The sequence below is a fragment of the Bordetella tumbae genome (genome assembly GCF_965139195.1).
GTDB lineage: Bacteria > Pseudomonadota > Gammaproteobacteria > Burkholderiales > Burkholderiaceae_B > Bordetella_A > Bordetella_A tumbae.
The window spans coordinates 1-21,843 of record NZ_CBCSJH010000060.1 but is presented as its reverse complement, the minus strand read 5'-3'; the positions used below and the strand labels follow the sequence as shown (position 1 = coordinate 21,843).

The 21,843-nt window shown below is 59.6% G+C and carries 23 protein-coding genes; 6 read left to right on the top strand and 17 right to left on the bottom strand.

The window, feature by feature from the left end; translation table 11 throughout:
• Positions 1-38: 38 nt before the first annotated feature.
• Positions 39-224 carry a hypothetical protein gene (locus ACNA0J_RS28630; RefSeq protein ID WP_415822382.1) on the bottom strand — a complete coding sequence of 62 codons (186 nt, stop codon included), beginning with the start codon at positions 222-224 and terminating at the stop codon, positions 39-41.
• An 80-nt stretch (positions 225-304) separates the two neighbouring features.
• Positions 305-1,204, bottom strand: coding sequence for a LysR substrate-binding domain-containing protein (locus tag ACNA0J_RS28625; protein WP_415822380.1), 900 nt, complete (start codon positions 1,202-1,204; stop codon positions 305-307).
• 163 nt (positions 1,205-1,367) lie between these two features.
• Here ACNA0J_RS28625 and ACNA0J_RS28620 point away from each other — a divergent pair, with 163 nt between their 5' ends.
• Both ACNA0J_RS28620 and dkgB read left to right on the top strand, forming a co-directional pair.
• Positions 1,368-2,531, top strand: coding sequence for an MFS transporter (locus ACNA0J_RS28620; RefSeq protein ID WP_415822379.1), 1,164 nt, complete (start codon positions 1,368-1,370; stop codon positions 2,529-2,531).
• Positions 2,532-2,581: 50 nt separating this feature from the next.
• Entirely contained in the window at positions 2,582-3,385 is an 804-nt protein-coding gene (gene dkgB / locus ACNA0J_RS28615; protein WP_415822377.1) for a 2,5-didehydrogluconate reductase DkgB, read from the top strand.
• A 65-nt stretch (positions 3,386-3,450) separates the two neighbouring features.
• On the opposite strand, the gene ACNA0J_RS28610 is transcribed toward dkgB, so the two are convergent.
• Positions 3,451-3,852, bottom strand: coding sequence for a hypothetical protein (locus ACNA0J_RS28610; protein ID WP_415822376.1), 402 nt, complete (start codon positions 3,850-3,852; stop codon positions 3,451-3,453).
• Positions 3,853-4,035: 183 nt separating this feature from the next.
• Between ACNA0J_RS28610 and ACNA0J_RS28605 the strand changes: the two genes are divergently transcribed.
• Complete coding sequence (locus tag ACNA0J_RS28605; RefSeq protein WP_415822374.1) at positions 4,036-5,094, top strand: Fic family protein; 1,059 nt, start codon at positions 4,036-4,038, stop codon at positions 5,092-5,094.
• A 110-nt stretch (positions 5,095-5,204) separates the two neighbouring features.
• On the opposite strand, the gene phnE (ACNA0J_RS28600) is transcribed toward ACNA0J_RS28605, so the two are convergent.
• The 4 genes from phnE (ACNA0J_RS28600) to phnD all read right to left on the bottom strand — a co-directional run bounded on the left by phnE (ACNA0J_RS28600) (position 5,205) and on the right by phnD (position 8,865).
• Complete coding sequence (gene phnE / locus ACNA0J_RS28600) at positions 5,205-6,008, bottom strand: phosphonate ABC transporter, permease protein PhnE (protein WP_415822372.1); 804 nt, start codon at positions 6,006-6,008, stop codon at positions 5,205-5,207.
• Complete coding sequence (gene phnE / locus ACNA0J_RS28595; RefSeq protein WP_415822370.1) at positions 6,005-6,799, bottom strand: phosphonate ABC transporter, permease protein PhnE; 795 nt, start codon at positions 6,797-6,799, stop codon at positions 6,005-6,007. The genes phnE (ACNA0J_RS28600) and phnE (ACNA0J_RS28595) overlap by 4 nt, the downstream gene beginning before the upstream one ends.
• 121 nt (positions 6,800-6,920) lie before the next feature.
• Positions 6,921-7,817 (bottom strand): phosphonate ABC transporter ATP-binding protein, encoded by an 897-nt coding sequence (phnC, locus tag ACNA0J_RS28590; protein WP_415822384.1) that lies wholly within the window; start codon positions 7,815-7,817, stop codon positions 6,921-6,923.
• Positions 7,818-7,893: 76 nt separating this feature from the next.
• Positions 7,894-8,865, bottom strand: a complete 972-nt coding sequence (phnD, locus tag ACNA0J_RS28585) for a phosphate/phosphite/phosphonate ABC transporter substrate-binding protein (protein ID WP_415822368.1) — start codon at positions 8,863-8,865, stop codon at positions 7,894-7,896.
• 254 nt (positions 8,866-9,119) lie between these two features.
• Between phnD and ACNA0J_RS28580 the strand changes: the two genes are divergently transcribed.
• Positions 9,120-9,566 (top strand): SRPBCC family protein, encoded by a 447-nt coding sequence (locus ACNA0J_RS28580; RefSeq protein ID WP_415822367.1) that lies wholly within the window; start codon positions 9,120-9,122, stop codon positions 9,564-9,566.
• A 132-nt stretch (positions 9,567-9,698) separates the two neighbouring features.
• Here ACNA0J_RS28580 and ACNA0J_RS28575 read toward each other — a convergent pair whose 3' ends face one another.
• The 10 genes from ACNA0J_RS28575 to ACNA0J_RS28530 form a co-directional block, all read right to left on the bottom strand.
• A complete protein-coding gene (locus ACNA0J_RS28575) occupies positions 9,699-10,154 on the bottom strand; it encodes a MaoC/PaaZ C-terminal domain-containing protein (protein ID WP_415822365.1) in 456 nt (151 codons plus the stop codon).
• Positions 10,155-10,211: 57 nt separating this feature from the next.
• Positions 10,212-11,837 carry an AMP-binding protein gene (locus ACNA0J_RS28570; protein WP_415822364.1) on the bottom strand — a complete coding sequence of 542 codons (1,626 nt, stop codon included), beginning with the start codon at positions 11,835-11,837 and terminating at the stop codon, positions 10,212-10,214.
• Complete coding sequence (locus ACNA0J_RS28565; protein WP_415822363.1) at positions 11,837-12,556, bottom strand: ABC transporter ATP-binding protein; 720 nt, start codon at positions 12,554-12,556, stop codon at positions 11,837-11,839. Before ACNA0J_RS28565 ends, ACNA0J_RS28570 begins: the two co-directional genes overlap by 1 nt.
• Positions 12,553-13,326, bottom strand: coding sequence for an ABC transporter ATP-binding protein (locus ACNA0J_RS28560; protein WP_415822361.1), 774 nt, complete (start codon positions 13,324-13,326; stop codon positions 12,553-12,555). The genes ACNA0J_RS28565 and ACNA0J_RS28560 overlap by 4 nt, the downstream gene beginning before the upstream one ends.
• An 8-nt stretch (positions 13,327-13,334) precedes the next feature.
• Positions 13,335-14,219, bottom strand: coding sequence for a branched-chain amino acid ABC transporter permease (locus ACNA0J_RS28555; protein WP_415822360.1), 885 nt, complete (start codon positions 14,217-14,219; stop codon positions 13,335-13,337).
• Between the two features lie 49 nt (positions 14,220-14,268).
• Positions 14,269-15,141 carry a branched-chain amino acid ABC transporter permease gene (locus ACNA0J_RS28550; RefSeq protein ID WP_415822359.1) on the bottom strand — a complete coding sequence of 291 codons (873 nt, stop codon included), beginning with the start codon at positions 15,139-15,141 and terminating at the stop codon, positions 14,269-14,271.
• A 28-nt stretch (positions 15,142-15,169) separates the two neighbouring features.
• On the bottom strand, positions 15,170-16,291 hold the full coding sequence (locus tag ACNA0J_RS28545; protein ID WP_415822358.1) for an ABC transporter substrate-binding protein: 1,122 nt from the start codon (positions 16,289-16,291) through the stop codon (positions 15,170-15,172).
• Between the two features lie 230 nt (positions 16,292-16,521).
• The gene (locus tag ACNA0J_RS28540; RefSeq protein WP_415822356.1) at positions 16,522-17,718 is read right to left on the bottom strand and encodes a CaiB/BaiF CoA transferase family protein; all 1,197 of its coding nucleotides are present in this window, start codon (positions 17,716-17,718) and stop codon (positions 16,522-16,524) included.
• 32 nt (positions 17,719-17,750) lie between these two features.
• The gene (locus tag ACNA0J_RS28535) at positions 17,751-18,611 is read right to left on the bottom strand and encodes a MaoC/PaaZ C-terminal domain-containing protein (protein ID WP_415822355.1); all 861 of its coding nucleotides are present in this window, start codon (positions 18,609-18,611) and stop codon (positions 17,751-17,753) included.
• Between the two features lie 10 nt (positions 18,612-18,621).
• Complete coding sequence (locus tag ACNA0J_RS28530) at positions 18,622-19,536, bottom strand: SDR family NAD(P)-dependent oxidoreductase (protein WP_415822354.1); 915 nt, start codon at positions 19,534-19,536, stop codon at positions 18,622-18,624.
• Between the two features lie 152 nt (positions 19,537-19,688).
• Between ACNA0J_RS28530 and ACNA0J_RS28525 the strand changes: the two genes are divergently transcribed.
• Entirely contained in the window at positions 19,689-20,588 is a 900-nt protein-coding gene (locus tag ACNA0J_RS28525) for a LysR family transcriptional regulator (protein ID WP_415822353.1), read from the top strand.
• 140 nt (positions 20,589-20,728) lie between these two features.
• On the top strand, positions 20,729-21,712 hold the full coding sequence (locus ACNA0J_RS28520) for a Bug family tripartite tricarboxylate transporter substrate binding protein (protein ID WP_415822352.1): 984 nt from the start codon (positions 20,729-20,731) through the stop codon (positions 21,710-21,712).
• Positions 21,713-21,843: the final 131 nt, after the last annotated feature.

The following is a 21,843-nucleotide window of genomic DNA, read 5'->3' as shown; positions in this document are numbered from 1 at the left end:
GCACGGATTTAGTCCGCGCAGCGGACCGAGGCCCCTGGTCATGGGCCGAGTCCGTGCGATAGGCCCGGCGCCACGCCCAGGCACGCGGCAGGGACGCCTCCATAGAGACAATCAAGAGCAGCAAACGCCGCCAACACCAACAGCGATAAAAAATGCCCCCACGCTGCACCTTCGGCTTGCTTGTCCACCTCGCGGCTGGCACGCCGCTCGGATTCGCCAGGCACGGAACAGTCCGCAGGGGACTGCCCCGTGTCCGGGCTCATCCCCGAGGGGGCGTTTTTACCTTGGGGCGGCCTGCGTGCGTTCAGGCGTAGGCGCGTTTGCCCAGAACCTCGATCACGTAGTCCACAAAGCACGTAATCCGTGCGGCCACCGTGGTGTTGCGATAGTAGACCGCGTTGATCGATTGGCGCACCTCGAGCGTATGCTTGGATAGGACTTGCACCAGATCGCCTTTGCGGCGGTCCTCGCCCGACATGAAATTCGACAGGCAGACGATGCCCAACCCCTCCAACGCCATGCGTCGCAGGGTTTCCCCGCTGGAGGATGCGATCGTTGGTTTGATGTGTAGGGTGTTGCCGTCCGTATTGCGTAACGGCCAGTCATTCAGGGATTCGGGTTGTGTGAATCCCAGTAGCGCGTGCTGTTCAAGTTGCCCAGGCTCGGTCGGTGTGCCGTGACGCTTGAGATAGCCAGGGCTGGCGAGCAGCCGTAGGTGGCTGGTACCCACCAGGCGCGCATGCAGGGTGGAGTCTTTGAGGGCGCCAATACGAAACGCCACGTCTGTGCGTTTTTCGATCAAATCAATAAAGCCTTCGTTCGAGGTCAGTTCCAGTTCCACCTCGGGGTAGCGTTCACGAAAGCCTGCGATCAGCGGCACGAGGACATGCAGCATGAAGGGGGTGGCCGCATCGACCCGTAGCCGCCCGGCCGGGCGCATGCGCCGCGCGGCCATCTGTTCCTCGGCCTCGTCCACCGAGGCCAGGATGGCGCGGGCGTGTTGCAGGAATGCCGCGCCTTCCTCGGTCAGCTCCAGCCGCCGGGTAGTCCGGCGCAGCAGGGTGGTTTGCAGCTTTTCTTCGAGGCGGCCCAGCGTGCGGCTGGTGGCCGAAATCGTCAGCCCGAGCGCCTCGGATGCGGCAGTGATCGTCCCCGTGTCCACCACCGCTATAAAGGCCTGCAATTCGTCGAGTGTGGTTTTCATTGTTGATATTAAATCAAATATCTTTGATCGATACTAGGCTTAATCTGCAAATATTAAACCGGCATACTGCATCCCATCGAGAGACCGAACGCATGACATCGTGAATTCGTCCTCGCAGGCATTACTCCCCATTTTCACCCTATTGATTCAAGGAACGGCCGAGATGAAATCCTCAGCTGCTTTGCTCGCGTTGGCCACTGGCGCATTCGCCATTGGCACGACCGAGTTCTCGCCCATGGGCCTGTTACCGGTCATCGCCGACGGCGTGCAGGTCAGTATCCCCACCGCCGGCATGTTGGTTTCGGCCTACGCCGTGGGCGTGATGATCGGTGCGCCGATCATGACCCTGCTGTTCAGCCGCTTTGGCAAACGTACGGCGCTGATGTCGCTGATGCTCATCTTCACCATCGGCAATCTGTTGTCGGCGTTTGCGCCGGGCTATACGACGCTGTTGCTGTCACGCCTGATCACGAGCCTCAACCACGGCGCATTCTTCGGACTCGGTGCAGTGGTCGCGGCGAGCGTTGTGCCTAGAGAGAAACAGGCCAGTGCCATTGCAGCCATGTTCATGGGCCTGACGGTAGCCAATATCGGCGGCGTGCCGGCGGCGACCTGGATCGGGCAGCAAGTCGGTTGGCGCATGTCTTTCGCCGGCACGGCCGTGTTGGGCCTGATCACTATTGCCGCATTGTGGGTGGCATTGCCTAAAGGCGAGCCGGGCAAGCGCCCCGAAGTGCGCCGCGAACTGAAGGTGCTGACGCGCCCCGAGGTGCTGCTGGCCATGAGCACGACCGTGTTGGGCGCGGGCGCCATGTTCACGCTGTACACCTATGTTGCCCCGGTGTTGGCCGACATTACCCATGCCAGCCCTGGATTCGTGGCTTTTGCGCTGGTGTTGATTGGCGTAGGCTTTACGGTTGGCAATACGTTGGGTGGCCGGTTGGCTGACTGGTCGCTCGACGGCGCGACGAAGCTGATCCTCGCGACGCTGGCGATTGTCATGGCCATACTGCCGTGGTTGATGACGACGCATGTGGGCACGGCGATCGGATTGGTGGTGTGGGGCGCGGCCGCCTTCGGCATCGTGCCGCCGGTGCAGATGCGCGTGATGCAGGCGGCTGCCCAGGCGCCGGGCCTGGCCTCGTCGGTGAACATCGGCGCCTTTAATTTGGGTAATGCGGTGGGCGCCGCGTTGGGCGGCGTTGTCATCAGCCAAGGGTTGGGTTATGCCGCAGTGCCGTTGGCGGGCGCCGCCTTGGCGGCAGGTGGCCTGGGACTGGTCTGGCTGAGCGGCGCGAGCCGCCGCCGTGTAGCGCACTGCGCGTGAGCAAGCGCCAACCGTCCCCTTATCGCTTTTAATTTGAATCGGAGATTTTCATGAGTATTCCTTCTTTTGGTGTTGGCACCTTTCGCCTGACTGGCCAGACCGTGATTGATTCGGTCCGCAATGCACTCGATGTAGGCTATCGCGCAGTCGATACGGCGCAGATCTACGGCAATGAAGCCGAAGTCGGCAAAGCTATCGCCGATAGCGGCGTCAAACGTGCCGACTTGTTCGTGACCACGAAGATCTGGACCGACAACTACGCCAAGTCCAAACTCGTGCCCAGCCTGCGCGAAAGCCTGGAAAAACTGCGCACCGATCATGTCGATCTGACCTTGATCCACTGGCCCGCGCCGGGCAACGGCGTGGCGCTGCCGGAATACATGGAGGCCCTGGCCGAGGCCAAATCGCTGGGGCTGACCCGCCAGATCGGTATCTCGAATTTCAATATCGAGCTGACCAAGCAGGCTATTGATGTGGTGGGCAAGGGCGAGATCGCCACCAACCAGATCGAGTTGAGCCCCTATCTGCAGAATCACAAGCTGACGGCCTTTCTCAAGGAGCAGGGCATCACCGTGACCTCGTACATGACGCTGGCCTATGGCAAGGTGCTGAAAGACCCGGTGCTGGCAAAAATTGCGGACAAGCATCAGGCGACCGTAGCGCAAGTGGCGTTGGCCTGGGCCCTGCATCTGGGATATGCCGTAATTCCATCCTCGACCAAACGCGAAAACCTGGCCAGCAATCTGCTCGCACGTGATCTGAAGCTGGACGCAGACGACATGGCGCAAATCGCTGCATTGGAGCGTAATGGCCGCGAAGTCAGTCCTGAGGGTTTGGCCCCCGTGTGGGATTGATTGCAGAGCTTCGCCAAGCCAGAGCGCGGCCGTGCAAAGCGCGCGGTCGTGCCCGGTGAGGCGGCTCAGGTAAATAGGCGCTGTTTGCGTTTGCGCGGTTTGGGTTCGACACCAAAGCGCGAATCGCGTGCCAGCGCCAGGGCCACCAGCTTTTCCGCTATCGATTCGAACTCGGGATCGTCTTGTGGCACATATAGCCATTTTCCCAGGACGGCATGCGGGCGCAACGCCGGCATCTCCTGCATCAGCCCGGCATGCTGTTCCTGTGACGTGCAGACCAGCAGGCCGTCCCAGGGATCGCCTTTGTCAGCGACAACGAGATACAACCGGCCATCCAAGTAGGCCGCCTGACAGCCGAACATCTGCCGCCGCATATAGCCCGCGTCGCGCTCGAGTGTGTCGAACAGCCAGAGCAAGGAGTTCTGGTTGCGGTCGCGGTTAATGGGGTTGAAGAGGGATTCGGTCACGGTTTGAGGTTTGATATCAATGATGCTTGAACTCTTCCGGCACAGCTTATGCATAGGAAAGTGTGGCTTGCTATGCACACCTGAGGTGGTAAGGTAGTCCGGACTTGTGTACGAAATACGTTTTTTTATACATGTCTGCTCGGATATGTATAAAAATTGACGTTTTCTATACATGTGGCAGCCATGGACAGCCTTGTAACCCTGCGCCCCAGCCGTTTTGATACTACGCCAATTCTGAAAAAGCTGGCCAGCAGTAGCCGTCAGCTAGCCGAACTCAAGGGCATCGCGGCGTCAATTCCTAATCAAGGCATTCTCATCAACACCTTGGGTTTGCAGGAGGCCAAGGATAGTTCGGAAGTTGAGAACATCGTGACCACGCATGATGAACTGTTTAAAGACGATGTCTCACTTGAAGCGCAGATGTCTGCGACTAGCAAGGAAGTGTTGAGCTATCGGCAAGCTCTGTATACCGGCTTTAGGCTAGTCAAGGACACGGGCCTGTTGACAGCCAATCACTTGGTGGAAATCCAGAGAGAGCTGGAGCGTAATCATGCAGGCTTTCGAAAATTACCTGGTACGGCGCTTAAAGACGGTGCGGGCGATACGGTGTACACCCCACCCCAGGAGCCGGACACTATTGTGGCGCTGATGCGCGACCTGGAACGAGCCATCAATGATCCCGAGGCCGTATCGGTGGACCCGCTCATCAAAATGGCGCTAATTCACCACCAATTCGAGAGCATTCACCCGTTCTACGATGGTAACGGACGTACCGGGCGCATTTTGAATGTGCTGTATCTGGTCAAAGAGGGTTTGCTTGACATTCCGGTGCTGTATTTGAGCCGCCATATCGTGCAAACCAAAAGTGACTACTATCGCTTGCTACAAGCCGTACGTGACCGCGATGCTTGGGAGGATTGGGTGCTTTACATGCTGGAAGCTGTGGAGCAAACAGCACAGCAGACGGTAAAAACTGTGATTGCCATTCGTGATGCGTTGTTGGATTACAAGCATCGCATTCGTGAGCAGCACAAGTTTTATAGCCAGGATCTCATCAATAGCTTGTTCATGCACCCGTACACGAAAATTGAGTTTTTGCAGAACGATTTACATGTGTCCAGGCTAACGGCCACCAAGTATCTGGATGTGCTGGCGGAAACGGGCTTTCTGAAAAAACAAAGGATTGGTCGCAGCAACTACTATATTAATCATGTACTGACGCATATTCTGGTAACGCCGTAAAGCCCACAGACGCGTGTGCTATTGGCGCAAACGTATTGCCGTCTCGCAGCTAAGCGTCCCGCACTGGTGATTAATGTGAAGCCGAGTGTGAAAGCTGTGTCAGCACCACCTCAGATTAATGCTGCCCGTACTTTGCGGGATACCCATTCGGCCAGGAACACTGTGCCGAGTATGGCCGCGAAAATGACGGTGACCTGCGGCCAGGCGAGCGTGTCTACCGATGCGGCCAGCGGCAGGCCTATGCCGCCTGCGCCGACAATGCCGAGCACGGTGGATTCGCGGATGTTGATGTCCCAGCGATAGACCGTGGTGCTCACCAGAGAGGGCAGGACCTGGGGCACGACGCCATAGGCCAGGATTTGTGGTGATGTGGCGCCGGTGGCCGTGATGGCCTCGACCTGGCGGGCGTCGATTTCTTCGATGGCTTCGTACAGGAGTTTTCCGATGAAGCCCACGGAACGCAGGGCGATGGCAATGATGCCAGCCAATACGCCAGGGCCGACTACCGTGACCAGCAGCATCGCCCAGATCAATGAGTTGATTGACCGCGAGGCGACGATGATAGCCAAGGCTAGCGGGCGCAGCAGGGCGCGGCTGGGTGTCGTATTGCGCGCGGCGGCGAATGCGATCGGTATTGCTATCAATGTGCCAATTGCTGTGCCCAGCGTGGCAATATTCAGCGTATCCCACAAGGGCTGCCACAGTTGCGGCAGATAGCTCCAGCGAGGTGGCCACATGCGCGAAACCATGTCCCAGCCCGCTACCGGCGCATCCCAGGCAAAGTCCCAGATCGTGTTGTCCGATACCTGCTTCCAACTGACGACGAAAACCAACGCGCCGATCATCCAGACCAGCCACGACCAGCGCTGCTGCGCGGGCGTTTGGCGGCGCCACCGAATGCTATGCGTGCTCACAGGAATCTCCTGCGCACATGACTCGATGCGTATTCGCACAGCATCACGATGGCGATGATGAGCAGGAGGATGGCGGCGGCGGTTTCGAATTCATAACGATCGAATGAGGTGTTCAGCGTCGCGCCGATACCGCCCGCGCCGACGATGCCGATGATGGCGGCTTCGCGGAAATTGATGTCCAGACGATAGATGGACAGGCCGATCAGGCGTGGCATGACCTGCGGCTGTACGGCATAGACTATCCATTGCGGCCATGCGGCGCCAGTGGCGCGGATGGCCTCGAGTTGCGATCGGTCGGCCGTTTCGATTTCCTCGGCAAGGAGCTTGCCGAGGAAACCCATCGAGGCGATGGTCAATGTCAGCATGCCTGCCAACGGCCCAAAGCCGAACATTTTCACCAGCAAAATGGCGATGATCAATTCGGGAAAGGCGCGTGAAATCGCGATGAATCCGCGGCATACGGCGTAGACCGGCGTGGGGCTGATATTGCGCGCCGCGCCCAGGCCGATCGGGATGCTGAGCAATACGCCCAGGGCCGTTGACGTCATGGTCATGGCGAGACTTTCGATCAGGCCTTCGCTGATCTCGCGCCATCGACTGACAAAGTCAGGGTGCGCGAAGGCGGCGATAAAACGCCAGCCGCGTGTCAATCCTTCGGCGACGCGGCTCCAATCGATAGCGACGGAATTCAGCGCGGTGATGAGATACAGCCCTGCAAGCACCCACAACAGGATGCGCATGCGAGCGGAGCGGATGAATGGCGGCTTGCGCCATGCTGTTGTTGTGTTCATCGTGCTGATGCGATGGTGGTTCCGTACTGTCTAACGGCTGCGACGTTTATGCCGCATTGCGTACGCGTCCTGGTTGCCTGGGCGTGCGTTGGGCAATAGGCGGCGTTAGCCGTCACGGGGCTCATGCTGTCGCCCGCGCCGTGCACAACGTATCGCTGCGCGGGGAGGACGAGGCGGTATCGGATGGCGCCGCCGTGACGTGCAGCGACGCCGTCCCCGCCAGTGTCTCACTGGCATCGCTCGTGGCGTCGGCATCGTGTTCGGACCCCGCATCGTGCCAGTCTTCCATGCCGTAGATGTCGGTCAATACCTGCGGCACGAGGCCGGCAGGCTGGCCGTCATAAACGAGGCGTCCCTTGCGCAACCCGACGATGCGATCCGAAAATTGCGTGGCCAGCGCCACGTCGTGAATGTTGATGATGGCCGACAGGCCCCGTTCACGGCATATCTCGCACAATAGCCGCATGATTTGACGCGAGGTCTTGGGGTCCAGGCTGGCGGTGGGTTCATCTACCAGCAACAGCAGTGGATCCTGCATCAGCGCGCGTGCGATCCCGACACGTTGCCGTTGACCGCCTGACAATGCGTCGGCACGCTTGTTTTCAAAGCCCGTGAGTCCTACACGGTCCAGTAAATAAAACGCCTGCTCCAGATCAGCCTGCGGATAGCGGCGCGCCCAACTGCGCCAGAATCCTGTGTAGCCGAGCCGGCCTGACAATACGTTTTCCATGACGGTCAGGCGTTCGACTAATGCGTACTCTTGAAAAATCATGCCCAACTGGCGGCGCGTGCGCCGCAGTTCGCGTGCGGATTGCGTGGGCAGGCTGCGGCCGTCGAGGCGCACATCGCCGCCTGACGGCTCCACCAGCCGGTTGATGCAGCGGATCAACGTGCTTTTGCCTGCCCCGGATGGGCCGATCAACGCCAGGACCTGTCCGCGGGGGACGTTCAGGTCTACGTGATCCAACGCCAGATCGCCAGTGGGATAGCGTTTGACGAGTCCTTGCAGCTCCAGCATAGGCGCATCGGTGTCGGCGCGGCCATGTATCATCCGATGCCTCGCATAACGCTGACTGTCATTGCACAATGCCCGCTCACTGGCACGTGTACGACACGTTCATGGCCTTGTCGATCTCGCGCACGACTGCCCAGTGTTCTTTGTACGTAATGGGAATAAAGGCTTCCTGAGCGGGTTCGGCCTTGCCGAATTCCTTCAGGAGCGCAGTGCCTTCCCAGTTGAACGTCGTGAACGATTCGCGGACTTTCTCGGCCAGTTCGGGCTTGAGGTTATAGACATAGCCGTAGCCCGTCGTGGGGAACGACTGCGATTTGTAGATGCTGCGGATCTTGGTCTTGTCCACGGCGTTGCGCGCGATCATGCGGTTCATCACCGAGTTTGCCACCGCTGCTGCGTCGTAATCCTTGTTGGCAACGCCGATGACCGAGTTGTCATGCTTGCCCGAGAACGCGGGCTTGTAATCCTTGTCTGCCTGCATGTGGTAGGTGCTGGCCAGCAAGGCCGAGGGGGCTTTGTAGCCCGAGTTCGACGTCTGCGAGGTGAAGGCGATCGTCTTGCCTTTCAGATCCTCGATTTTTTGAGCGCTGCTATCGGCCGGGACGATGATTTCCATCTCGTAGCCGTAGGCGCCTTGTTTGTCCGCCATCATGGTGAACGGCACAAAGCCCGCGCAGTTCACGGCCAGCGGATTGCTGCCTGTGTTAAAGCCCGCGACGTGCAGGCGGCCGGCGCGCATGGCTTCGAGCTGCGCGGCATTGGACTGCACGGGGAAAAACTGGACCTTTTTGCCTGTGGTCTTTTCCATGTGGCGCAGGAAATCGTCCCACACGCTACGATAGACCTCCGGGTCTTCGACGGGGGTGTAGGCAAAAATCAGCGTCGAGGGATCCACCCATTCTTTGGGATTGGCGGGGGCGTCGGCAACCATGTCGCCGTTGGCGTCGCAGAATTTCTTGTCGAGCTCACCATGTGGGCATTCGGCGGCGGTGGCGGGGGCGACGGCGGCCCAGGCCAGGCCGATCAACGTGACGCTCAGTAGTTTCTTCATGATCCCGGATGATCCATTTTTGAACAGTTCACCGGATTGTGGGGCGGTTTCGTGACACGTCTGTGACGCGTCAGCTTATTGTCAGGTAGGGGGTTGCGTTGGGCAACTATGCCTTGGAGCCATGGCAGATCAGGGTTTTCTCTAGTCTGATCGTTGTCGATTTGTGGAAAGCTGATTCGTCGTAGGAGTACATCCCCCGTTTTGAACCACCGCCACAGGCGCGGCGGGGGCGTTAACCCTAAGGAGCTCTCATCATGACAACCGGAACCGTTCGCCTACACCGTGTCTTGCGTGCTACCCCCGAGCGCGTCTATCGAGCCTTTCTCGAGCCCGATGCTGCTGCTAAATGGCTGCCCCCCTACGGATATACCTGCGAGGTGCATCACCTCGATGCCCGGGTCGGCGGCACGCACAAGATGTCTTTCCGCAATTTCGGCACGGGTAAGAGCGAGTCGTTCGGCGGAGAATATCTGGAGTTGGTGCCCTTTGAGAAAATTCGTTATACGGACAGCTTTGATAATGCCGATTTGCCCGGCGAAATGACTGTTACGGTTTCACTGAAACAGGTCGTGTGCGGGACCGAGCTGAATATCGTGCAGGAGGGAATTCCAGAAATGATTCCCGCCGAAATGTGCTATCTGGGATGGCAGGAATCGCTGCTGCAACTGGCCAAACTGGTTGAGGCGAATGTCACGGAATGAGCGTTGACAGGGAAAACAGGAGTGAATCTGCCTGTTTTCCCGCTTTGGATTGTGACGCTCTCCGTGTGATGCATCGCCTAGCGGCGCAGCACGATCATGAACGGGCTGCAGGTGGTGGCCGCGGTCAGGCGTTTAGTTTTTCTTCTTGAGGACCAGCACCTCGCTGCTGCCATCCTGTACAGTTTCGCCGTTCTGATTCACCAGCCGCAGACGCCGGTCAATCGCGCCCACGCGTGTGCTGGTGCCGGGGTTGACCGCCAGAATATCCAGCACCAGATGCAGCGTGTCGCCGACAAAGATAGGCTTGACGAATTTCCATTCGCGCAGCGACAGCATCGCAACGACCGAGCGGTGAAAGATGCCCAGTTCATGCATCATGCCGGTCGCGATGGCAATGCCCAGCGTACCGTGTATCAATCGTTGGCCATAGCGCGTGCTGGCAGCATAGACGGCATCGGCATGGATGGGATTCCAGTCGCCGGATACCATGGAAAACATGGTCAGGTCGGCTTCGGTCAGTGTGCGGCCGCCGCTTTCGAATGTCTGGCCTGGGTGGAAGTCCTCGAAATATAAAGAAGTGTCGTGCATCGGTTGCCTCAAAGGAATTCGTCAAAAGTCGTTCCTGGGATACCCGGAAAGACCCGGTTAACGCATCTCCAGGTGCAGTCGCTCTTCGGCCATTTGGCGTAATCTCGCTCGTTGAATCTTGAAGCCGTTGGCGCTGGCTGCGGTGGGAAAGGTATCGACCAGCCACAACCGCGCGGGGATTTTGAAAGGCGCCAGCGATGTGCGCAATGATGTGAGCAAATCCTCTGCTGTGATCTCCGGGGCCGCGATCACAAAGGCCGCTGCGCGGGGCTGGCCGTCCAGCGAGATGCCGACGACTTGCGCATTGCGCACGCCCGGCTGTTGGGCTAGCGCATGTTCGATTTCTGCAGGATCAACCAGATAACCGCCGAGCCGCAGCGTGTCGCCCATGCGTGCGAGATAAACAAAGCTGCCGTCCGGGCGCAGGTAGCCCAGGTCTCCGGTGCGAAAGTATCCGTCGTCTGTCATGGCCTGGGCGGTCGCCTCCGGATTGTCCAGATAACCCAGGAAATTACCGGGCGCACGGATTTCTATTTCACCGGGCTCGCCCAATGGACATAAGTCGCCGGTATCGGGATGACGAATGCGCAGATGAGCCGCCTGGTCTGCGGCTGGCCTGCCGCCTCCCAGGGCCCGCTCCTCGACCGGCAAGTCGGCATCTTGCAGAGAGAATAGCGCTTGTACCTCGCTAGAACCGTATAACCCTTGCAACGGAAAACCGCGTTGCTGCAGGGAATCAACGAGTGCGGCAGCCCCTGGGCTGAAAGAGGCGAATCCGAATACCCGGGCATGGGGAAAGGGCCGCGTTTCCGCGGCTTCGTCGGCAATACGCCGCAGCATTTCGTCGCTGCCGAACAAATGCGTGATGCGTTCGTCACGCAAGGTCTGTGCAGCCCGCGGCGCATCGAACAGATCCATCATGATGACGGGCGCACCCGCCCGTAGCGCCGCCAACACACCGTTCAGGCCGAACACGCCGCACAGCGGCAATGCAGCCAGCAATCGCGTGCCGGCTTCGTGAAACCCGTATGCATCGGCGACGCAGGTGCTGTGTGCATAGAGGGTTGCAGCGCTATGCATCACCAGTTTGGGGCCCTTGGTGGTGCCCGATGTGGTGAACAGGATCACCGGATGCGATGGTTGGGATGCTCCGCTAGCGATATCTGGCGTTTGCAGAAACCGTGTTGGCGCATCGGGTGAAAACGCCACGGTGCGCCGGTCCAGCACCGTATCCGGTGTATCAGTGGGGGCATCGAGTAACGCAATACACTCGAGATCCGGCAGCGCATCGGGCGCGATGTCTGCCAGGACCTCGGGAAAGTCGATTTTCCGAAACGAAGGCTGCATCAGCAGCATGCGCGCTTTGGAGCGCGTCAGAATGTACTCGAGCTCACTGCTGCGATAGCGCGTGTTGATGGCGACCAATGTGGCATCCAACCGGGCGAGACCGAATAGCAGCGCCAGCCATTCCCGGCGGTTGACCAGCCATACTGCTACGCAGTCGCCGGCCCGAATACCCTGCGCCGCCAGCCACTGCGCAGTGCGCAGGCACAACGCATCGAATTCGCGATAGCTCAGAGGGCCGGCCTCGTCGATCAGCGCGATGTCGTCAGGGCGGGCCTGTAAATGCGGAATATATAAATCGGCCAGGCGTACAGGCGCTGGCGTGTCAGCGGCAGACATCAATACAGTTCCATCAGACTGGCATTGTCGGAAAAATCGGCGGGTACGCCAGCGCGGATCAGGGTGCCCGATTTCATGACGATGACGCGATCGGCGATTTTCAAGGCCTCGCGGACATTCTGTTCAACGATCAAGATGGCCATGCCGCGTTGCTGTTGCAGCGCGCGAATCGGACCCATCAAGTCTTGAAACAGCTTGGGCGCCAGTCCAATCGAGGGCTCGTCCAACAACAGGCAGCGCGGTTGGCTGAGCAGGGCGCGGCCTAACGACACCATCTGTTGTTGGCCGCCAGAGAGCGTGCCGGCGCGTTGGCTGTAGAACTTGCGCAAGGCGGGCAGGACTTGCATGACCCAATCCAACCGTGCCGCGTGTTCGCCCTTCGGAACGCCTGCGGACCATAGCCCCAACCGCATGGTCTCGGCGACGGTCAGCCCCGGGAAAATGCCGCGCCCTTCGGGCACCATGGAGATGCCCGCATCCGTCAGACGGCGTGCGTCGGGTCTATGCATGGGCGTCCCGTCCAACAGCACCTGGCCATCTTCCGGGTCCAGCAGGCCGAATAAAGTCTTGAGCAACGTGGATTTGCCCGCGCCGTTGTGTCCGATCAGGCAGAGCACTTCGTTGGCATGCAGATGCACATCGATGCCTTCGAGAACGGGCCGCTCGCCATAGCCTGCACGCAAGCCGCGGGTTTCCAGGATCGGGGGGGAGGCACTCATGCTCGCTCTCCGAAGTAAATCGCAGCCAAGGCGGGATCCTGCAGAATGGCTGCCGGATCGCCGCACGCCAGCAATTTGCCCTGATCCAAAAAGGCCAATTGATCAGACAGCTGCGTCACCAGATCCAGATTGTGCTCGATGATGCAAATGGTGATGCCGCGCGTAGCATAGTCGCGCAGCAAGGCGACGAAACGATCAAAGGAGCGCGGGTCCAGGCCCGAGGCCGGTTCGTCCAGCAGCCAGAGCGATGCGCCACTGGCCATCAAGCGCGCCAGGCTCAGGAATTTGCGCTCGGCATACGCCAGATCCGCCGCGCGCTCGTGCCGTTTATTCCAGAGTCCGGACTCGTTCAAAATGGATTCAATACGTTGGGGATCTGTGCGGTGCTGCCACAACCAGCTGCTGCGTTCGGTGACGGTCGTGACGTTCTCCATCACGCTCATCTGAGTAAAGAGCCGCAAGTCCTGAAACGTCCGGCCGACGCCGAGGCGGGCGATCTGCCACGGCGCCAGCTTGTCGAGCGGCTTGCCGTGCAGATAGACGGTCCCGGCGCTCGGTACCAAGTGTCCCGTGATCATGTTAAAGAGCGTGGTCTTGCCCGCGCCGTTCGGGCCGACCAGCGTCGTAATGAGGCCCGCGGGCAGGTCCATCGATACATCGGTGATGGCTTGCAGGCCGCCGAATCGCTTGGACAGTCCCTGTAATTGCAGCAGGGCAGGAGAGGATGCCGTGCTCATCGCATGTTCGGATGACTGCGTGGATGCAGACATGGCGGCACTCATGCTTGGCCCCCTTTGCGGCGTCCGCCCACCAATCCGCCTGGGCGATACATCATCAACAACACCATGACTGCGCCATACACGATCTGCTGTATCGTGCCGAGTTCCGCAGGCGGCAGGAAGGGCAGATACGTCAACGCGGCAGGCAGCACCATCAACAGCGCGGTACCAATGATGGGGCCAAACACGGTGCCTGTGCCGCCAATAATGACCATGGCCATCAACAGGATCGAGGTTTCCAGCATGAATCCTTCGACATTGACGAAACTCATGTAGAACGCGTAGATGACGCCAGCGACGGCGGCCAATCCGGCAGAGACGGCGACAGAAAGGGTTTTGATGGCGGCGACCCATTTGCCCGCCGATTGCGCTGCGGATTCGCTATCGCGGATGGCCATCAAGCTGCGGCCAAAGCTGCCGCGTAACAGGGCGGTGGTGATGAGTAAAACGGCGATCAACCCCGCGATGGCCAAGGCGAGGAACTCGGCAGGCGTGCTCAGTGCGTGGCCGAAAATCGTGGGCGGGGGGATACCCACCAGTCCCCCCAATCCGCCGGTGACGCCTTTCCATTCCGAAAAGACCGTGACGCCGATGACCTGCAGGCCCAGCGATGCGGCAACAAAATATTCCCCCCGCACGCGTAACGCCGGCAAGGCCAGGACCATGGACAGCACGGCCGACACCAGTACGGCAGCGACGGTACATAACAACAGCGAATCGCTGAAGTGCATCGCCACATTCGCTGCGGTATAAGCGCCAACCCCGAAAAAAATCGCATGCGCCAGGGAGAAAATGCCGGCATAGCCCATGATGAAGTTGAGTGTGACTGCCAACATGGCATTCACGCAGAAGAGCACGGCAATGTTTTGCAGATAAGCCAGCATGGATGCTCCGTTGAATGAATCGTCAGACCATGATTACGGCGTGCCACTGTCACGACGTCACTGCGCGCCCGAATACACCGCCGGGGCGGAACAGGATGAAAAGGAACAGCACGACAAAAGTGACCGCCTCGCTCCACTGCGGATCGATCCAGGCGAGCGACAGATTCTCGGCCATGCCTAACAGCAATCCCGCCACGGCCGCACCGCGCAGGCTGCCGACGCCGCCTACTATGGTGGCCGCGATGCTGATCAGCATGATGTGATGTCCCATCGAGGGATTCAGGCCCGATGTCGTCGCCGTCAGGATCGCTGCCGGCACGGCCAGTAATGAGCCGATCAGGAACACGTATTGCGACAGCCGCCGCGGTGTCAGGCCATAGACGCGTACCAGGGCGGAATTTTCGCCTAACGCCCGCAGCGCCAGGCCCAGATTGGTGCGGGTCAGCAGCCACTGCAGCAGGCCGAATGCGACGATGGCGCATAGCACTGCGACCCCTGCCATAGGGGCGACATACAATCCCGGCAGCCATTCCACGCTCTTGCTCAACGGCGTGGGCACAGTCACCAGACCCCGGCCGAACCCGATGGTGATCAGATTCTGTGCCACGATCGCAACGCCGAACGAGGCGACAAACACGGTAAAAAACGCACCCTCGTGCCGCTGGATGACGGCGTAGATATAGCGGTCCACCAACACGCCGAACAAGGCCGCCGCCAGACCCGCGGCCACCGCAGCCAATGGCCACATCCAGCCCAGCACCGTATAGCACTCGTAAAAAATAAAGCCTGCCAGCGTGAATGTGGCGCCGTGGGCGACGTGAAAGACCCGGGTCGTGCCGAAGATCAGCGAAAACCCGGCCGCGATCAGGGCATACAGGGCACCTGTCTGTATCCCGTTGATGAAGAGCTGGACAAACAACATACGATAGCCACCTCTCTATGGGACGGGGTCAGGGCGCGGCGTCGGCGATGGGCTTGGTGCCGTTCTCGCCGATCTCATTGATCTGGATAGGAGCCTTGATGGTGCCGTTATCCGCGAACGAGACGGTGGCGCCCACGAAATCAAAAGAGGGGGTCGCCTTGCGCTGCGCCAGCAGGTTCTCGCCAGTGATGGGCTTACCGGCTTTTTCCAGCGCTGCGGCCAGCACGGCAAAGGTGCGCACGGCGTTGTAGTAGTTCAGGACATACATGTTGGGGGCTTTGCCATACTGCTTTTTATAGTCGTCCAGCATGCGGCGCGTGATGTCGTCGGATTTCTCCCAGTCCACCTTCTGGCTGGTGAAAATCGCGCCTTTGGCTTCGGGCAGGGACAGCGTCGAGGGAATGGCGAATGCAGAATAGCTGACCAGTTGCTGCGTGACGCCGTTATCGCGCAGTTGCTTGACGATCTGCCCTTGCTGGCTGCCATACGAGGCGATATAAACCGCGTCGGGTTTGACATCACGCACGCGTGCAGCGATACCTGAAAACTGCTGCGAGGTGGCAGGTACCGAGAAACTGCCAGCCAATTCGCCTCCGGCTTTGCCTAGCTCTGTGCCCAATTCCTTGACGACGGCTTGGCCCAACGGATCGTCGACATAGATCAGGGCAATGCGCTTGAACTGACGATCTTTGACCAGATACGGCACGATGGCGCGTACCTCGAAGTTGGCCAGAGGAATCGTGTTCCAGAAGTACTCGCCCAGGTCTGCCAGGTCGGGGCCTACACCGCCGCCGTTGACCATCACGGTTTTGCTGCGCGTGCCAACGGGGGCGATGGCTTTGGACACGCCGGTAAACGCGCTCAGCACGAAGGGCACTTTTGCGACGTTGACCAGTTTGTTCATGCCGATGACGCCTTGCATGGGCAGTGCCTGGCTGTCTTCGTACACGATGGAGAGCTTGCCGGACAGCATCTTGGACGCATTGATGTGTTCAACGGCCAGGTTGGCGCCCGAGCTGAATATCTGTCCATATTCGGCGTTGCTGCCGCTCATGGGCAGCAGGCCTCCTATCGTCAGATCGGCCGCGGTGGCCAGCGATGTCAGGGACAGGCCTTGGCACAGGGCCAAACCGGCAAGCAGCTTTTTCATGCGTTGTCTCCCACGATAGATGTCGTGATTTTCTGCCTCAAAGCCGCCTGCAGGCCGAATGCTGCTTTGGAAAGCGGCAAGCCAAGATGCGGCGTCAGGATTTTTTGTGTGCCGCAACATCATGATCAACCTGATTCACGGCTCGAAAAATGCTAGCTATTCTGGATCGGCGGCACTATTCGGATTTGCTTAACCGCGGGTTTTCCCCGGTCATCGGATCGTCAATGCGTTCAAGCCGTTTTACCGAGGATCTCCTGCAGGATTTCCTGCGTATGCTGGCCCAGCATGGGCGGTGCATTGCGATACACCACAGGCGACGCGGAAAACCGCAGCGGGCTGGCTGTCACGGACGCCGTGCCACCCAAAGGGTGCGGCAGTTCTCGACGCAGTTGACGTGCTTGTGCTTGCGGATGAGCAAAAGTTTGCGCGATGTTGTTGATGGGGCCGCAAGGCACGCCCGCAGCCTCCAGCTTGCTGATCCATTCGTCGCGCGGACCTTGTTTCATGATGTCGCTCAACAGGGCGACCAGAACATCCCGATTGGTGACTCTCAACCGATTCGTCGCAAAGCGGGGATCGTCCCCCAGTTCGGGCACGCCGATGGCTTTGCAATAGGCGCGGTATTGCGATTCGTTGCCTGTTGCGACGATCAGGTGGCCGTCGCTGGCGGCAAAGACCTGATAGGGCACGACATTCTGATGGGCATTGCCTGCACGCGTTGGCGCATTACCCGACGTGAAATAGTTGGAGTTCTGGTTCGCCAGCATGGCGACGTGACAATCCAGCAGCGCGATGTCCAGCTGCTGGCCCAAGCCGCTGCGATGCCGTTCTTGAATGGCTGCCAAAATGGCGACCGTAGCGTACATCCCCGTGATGATGTCTGTGACAGCCACACCCGCTTTCTGAGGACCGCCGCCGGGCAGGTCATCGCGCTCACCGGTAATGCTCATCAGGCCACCCAGCCCCTGGATCATGAAATCGTAGCCGGGCAATGTGGCGCAGGGGCCGTCCTGGCCAAAACCAGTGACCGAGCAATAGATCAGGCGTGGATTCAGGGCATTCAGGCTGTCGTAGTCCAGGTCGTATTTGCGCAAGCCCCCGACCTTGAAGTTTTCGACCAGAATGTCGCAATGAGTGACGAGCTCGCGGATGAGTGCCGCGCCTTCAGGGCTGGCGATATCGGCTTCCAGCGAGCGTTTGTTGCGATTGGTGCTCAGATAGTAGGCCGCCTCGGACGTGTCCTTGCCTTGGCCGTCTTTCAGATAGGGTGGACCCCAGTGACGCGTGTCGTCACCGGTGGCGGGACGTTCGACCTTGATCACGTCTGCACCCAGATCCGCTAGGTTCTGGGTGCACCAGGGGCCGGCCAGGATACGGCTGAGATCGAGTACGCGGATGCCTTCCAGAGGCGGGGGACGATGCTGCATGACAATAAGAACCTTGTTGCGGCAAGCCGCGTTTATGGAGAAAGCGTGGCAGTGCCGTGGCTCATCACCACGACGTCTCGGTCGACGGCACGCACGACGAATTGCAATGCATTGCTCGTGTCCTGCCATATGTCGCACTGCAAGGTTTCGCCCGGGAAGACGGGGGACGAGAATCGGGCGTTCAAACCGGTCAATCGCGACGCGTCGTAGTCGCAGCAGGTCTTGATGATGGCGTGTGCCGCCATGCCGTAGGTACACAGGCCGTGCAGAATAGGCTGCGGGTAACCGGCCTTGCTGGCGACTGCAGGGTCGGCATGCAGCGGGTTGCGGTCGGCATTCAGCCGGTACAGCAGTGCTGCGTTGGGGGCAACCGATAGTTGGCACGATCGGTCCGGCGTGCGTGCTGGCGCGGCGGGCAAGGGCGGCAGCGCTTCGTCGCCCTGCCCAAAACCGCCATCGCCACGGCAGAACGTGATCTGCTGCAAGGTCGCCAAATGCAGGCCTTGATCGTCATGCAGCGTGCGTTCGGTGACCACCAGCGCACCCTTGTCGGCGCCTTTATCGATGACATGCGTGATGCGGCTCTTGCCGATCACGGTACCGCTGGCAGGTAGTGGCGCGTGCAATTGCAGACGCTGTTCGCCGTGTACCAGCCTGACCCAATCGATCCCGGTGCGAGGGTCATTCATCCAGAAACCGGGATGCCCCAGCACGGTGGCCAGGGTGGGGATGGTTTGAAGATCCTGTTCATAGACATAGCGCAACTGCGCAGCGTCCATGGGGTCTGCCCCCAGACCGATGCCCAGCGCGTACAGAATCGTGTCCTTGTCCTCGTAACGGTGGTGGATGTCGGCGAATTGCCAGTTCTTGATGGTTTGATAATCCAAGGGCATGGCGGCTCTCTCAGATGGGGTCCCAGTCGATGACGTCAGGCGAACGTTCCAGCGCATAGAAATGTTTGCGCATCGCGGGAATCGCGATATCGCCAATCAATTCCGGGGTCCAGCCTTCGCTGTAGTGCACGGTGCGCAGCGGGCGAGGCTGGCTCATCAGCATGATTTCATTGGCTCGTACGGCAAAAATCTGCGCCGTCACTTCGCTGGCGGTGTCGCTGACCAGGTACACCGCGAGAGGAGCAACTTTGCCGGCTTCCATTTTTTTCAGCTTTTCGACGCGGGCTTTTTCGGCTTCGGTCTCTGCGGGAATGGAACTGGTCATGCGGCTCCAGGCAAATGGTGCAATGCAATTTGATCGCACGTGATAGCGTGCCATATCCAGCGCGATGGACTTGGACAGTGCGACGATGCCGAGCTTGGCTGCCGCATAGTTGGCCTGCCCAAAATTGCCGATCAGTCCGGATGTCGAGGTCATATGCACCAGCGCGCCGGATTCCTGTTCGCGAAAATAGGGTGCCGCGGCACGGCTCATGTAGAACGAGCCATTCAAATGCACATCCAGCACCTGGCGCCATTCTTCTTCACTCATCTTGTGAAACACGCGGTCGCGCAGATTGCCTGCGTTGTTGACCACGGCATCAATGCGCCCAAAGGCATCGACCGCTGTCTTGATGATGTTGTGAGCGCCCTCGTAGCTCGCGACGCTGTCTGTGCTGGGGCAGGCTTGTCCGCCGGCGGCCTGGATTTCCTTGACCACGGCCTGAGCGGGGCCGTCCCCGCCGCCTTCGCCCTGCAGAGATACCCCGATGTCATTGACCACGACTTTTGCGCCTGCCGCAGCCATCGCCAGGGCGACACTGCGCCCGATCCCGCCGCCCGCGCCGGTGACGACGACGACTTTTCCTGCAACCATACCGCTCATAATCCATTCTCCTTTGGGGCTGGGGCCGCTTCGCTAGACAGATGCACGCGAATCGCACGCCTGTTTGGGACACCCGACTCTGTGCATGGTAGATTTCAAGTCGGGCCAGCGGAATTCAAAATTAAAGACACCCCCCTTTTGCTTGGCGGAACATGAGACACGACCTGACCGATCTGCGTTTATTCGTGAACGTAGGCGAAACCCTGAATCTGACCCGTGCGGCCGAGCGCACCTTTCTGTCGCTGCCTGCGGCCAGTGCGCGCATCAAGAACATGGAAGAAGCGTTCAAGGCGCGATTGCTGGTGCGCCAGGCGACAGGTGTCGCCCTGACGCCGGCGGGCGAAGTCCTGCTCAAGCACGCCCACGCAGTATTTCGTCAGCTGGAGTGCCTGAATGCCGATTTACAGCCGTATTCCAGTGGTATCAAGGGACGGTTACGATTGCTCGCCAACACGACGGCGACGAATTCTTTTCTGGCCGATGCCATGTCGACCTTTCTGGCTGAAAACCCGGATGTGGATATCGAGCTGGAGGAAAAAATCTCCGGCGATATCGTGTTGGCCATTCGCGCCGGAACGGCGGACCTGGGGATCGTGGCGGGCAATATCGATGTCGAGGGGCTGGACGTGATGCCCCTGTTCCGTGATGAACTGGCCGTCGTGACATCATTGAAACATCCCTTGGCGCAACTGGAGTCTGCCAATTTTGTCGATGTGATCGATGCCTATCAGTTCGTCGGCATTCATCCCAACAGTGCGATTCAGACCTTCCTGGAGGACATCGCGCTGGGTTTGGGAAAACGGTTGTGTCAACGGGTACACGTGGGCAGTTTCGAGGCTGTGTGCCGCATGGTCGAGGCAGGGGCTGGGATCGCCGTAGTGCCCAGGGCCTGCGCGGCGCGCTACAGCCGGCCCCAGGCATTGCATGTCCTGCGCCTGAAGGACGCCTGGGCACAGCGCGACCGTTTATTGTGCCGGCAACGCGGCCGCGATCTGCCGCGTTTTGTGGAAGACTTCATCGAGCATGTGCGGGTGGCAGCGCGCAATGCCTGACGCCCGGCCGGATGGTTGCCGCTGCTGAACAGGGGCTTCGGCAAAAAAGAATCGGCAAGCCGGCACCTGTGCGCAAATAATACGAGCACTGCACAAGGCACAGCGCTTGTGCGCACAGACAAAAAACCGGAGACATACTCATGCACGATCCGCAACGCCGCCGCCTGCTGGCGGGGCTGGGGGCAGCCTGCGCTGCCGCGACTATGCCGTTCTCTGTTCGCGCTGCCTCGTGGCCTGATCATCCCGTCAATTTCATTGTGCCATTCCCCGCCGGTGGCCCGGTCGATACAACAGCCCGTTTCATCGCAACGCCTCTGGGCGCGATGTGGAAGACGCCGACGGTCGTGGACAACAAGGCGGGCGCGGGCGGCATCGTCGGCGCGCAAGCCGCGGCCAAGGCTCCTGCGGATGGGTATCACTATTTCTTTGCTTCGATCCATCACACCGTATTGCCCAGCCTGCGCGGTAACCTGAGCTACGACATCACTGCGGATTTTGTGCCTGTGGGTATGGGCGCGGTATTTCCGATCGTGCTGGTTGTGCATGAGTCTTTGCCCGTCAAAAGTGTCAAGGAACTCATTGCCTATGCCAAGAAAAATCCAGGAAAGCTGTCGTTCGGCTCGTCTGGCACCGGCGGTGGCACTCACCTCGCGGGTGAACTCTTTAACAGCATGACTGGTACGCGCCTGCAGCATGTGCCTTATCGTGGCAGTGCGCCGGCGATGCAGGACCTGCTTGGGGGACAAGTCCAGGTCATGTTCGCCGATGGTCCATCCGCCATGCCGCATTTATCGGGCGGGAAAATTCGTGCATTGGGTGTAGGTAATCCCGAGCCTTCTGCGTTGTTCCCAGGTATTCCCACCATCGCGTCGTCGGGCGTGCCCGGCTACGAAGCCTATTCCTGGAGCGGCATGCTGGCGCCCTCAAGTACGCCTGCCGATATTGTCAAGCGCGTGAACGCCGATATGCAGAAAGTGTTGAACAATCCTGATACCGTCAAAAGTATGCTGGCTGCAGGGGCGGAGCCCAAACCGGGTACGCCGGAGGAGTTCGGGGCGTTCATACAAGCTGAGCTTGCTAAGTGGAGTAAGGTTATCAAGGATGCGGGGATCAAGGTCGAGTGATGAGATAGGTCGGGATCGTGGGCAGGTTTGGGGGGCTAGTGCTATTGGACGTTGGCGCGCTGGTAGGNCGGGGGATNGAGTGCTATTGGACGTCGAAGCGGGGCAGTGACCGTGTTGGCGCTTCACGTGGC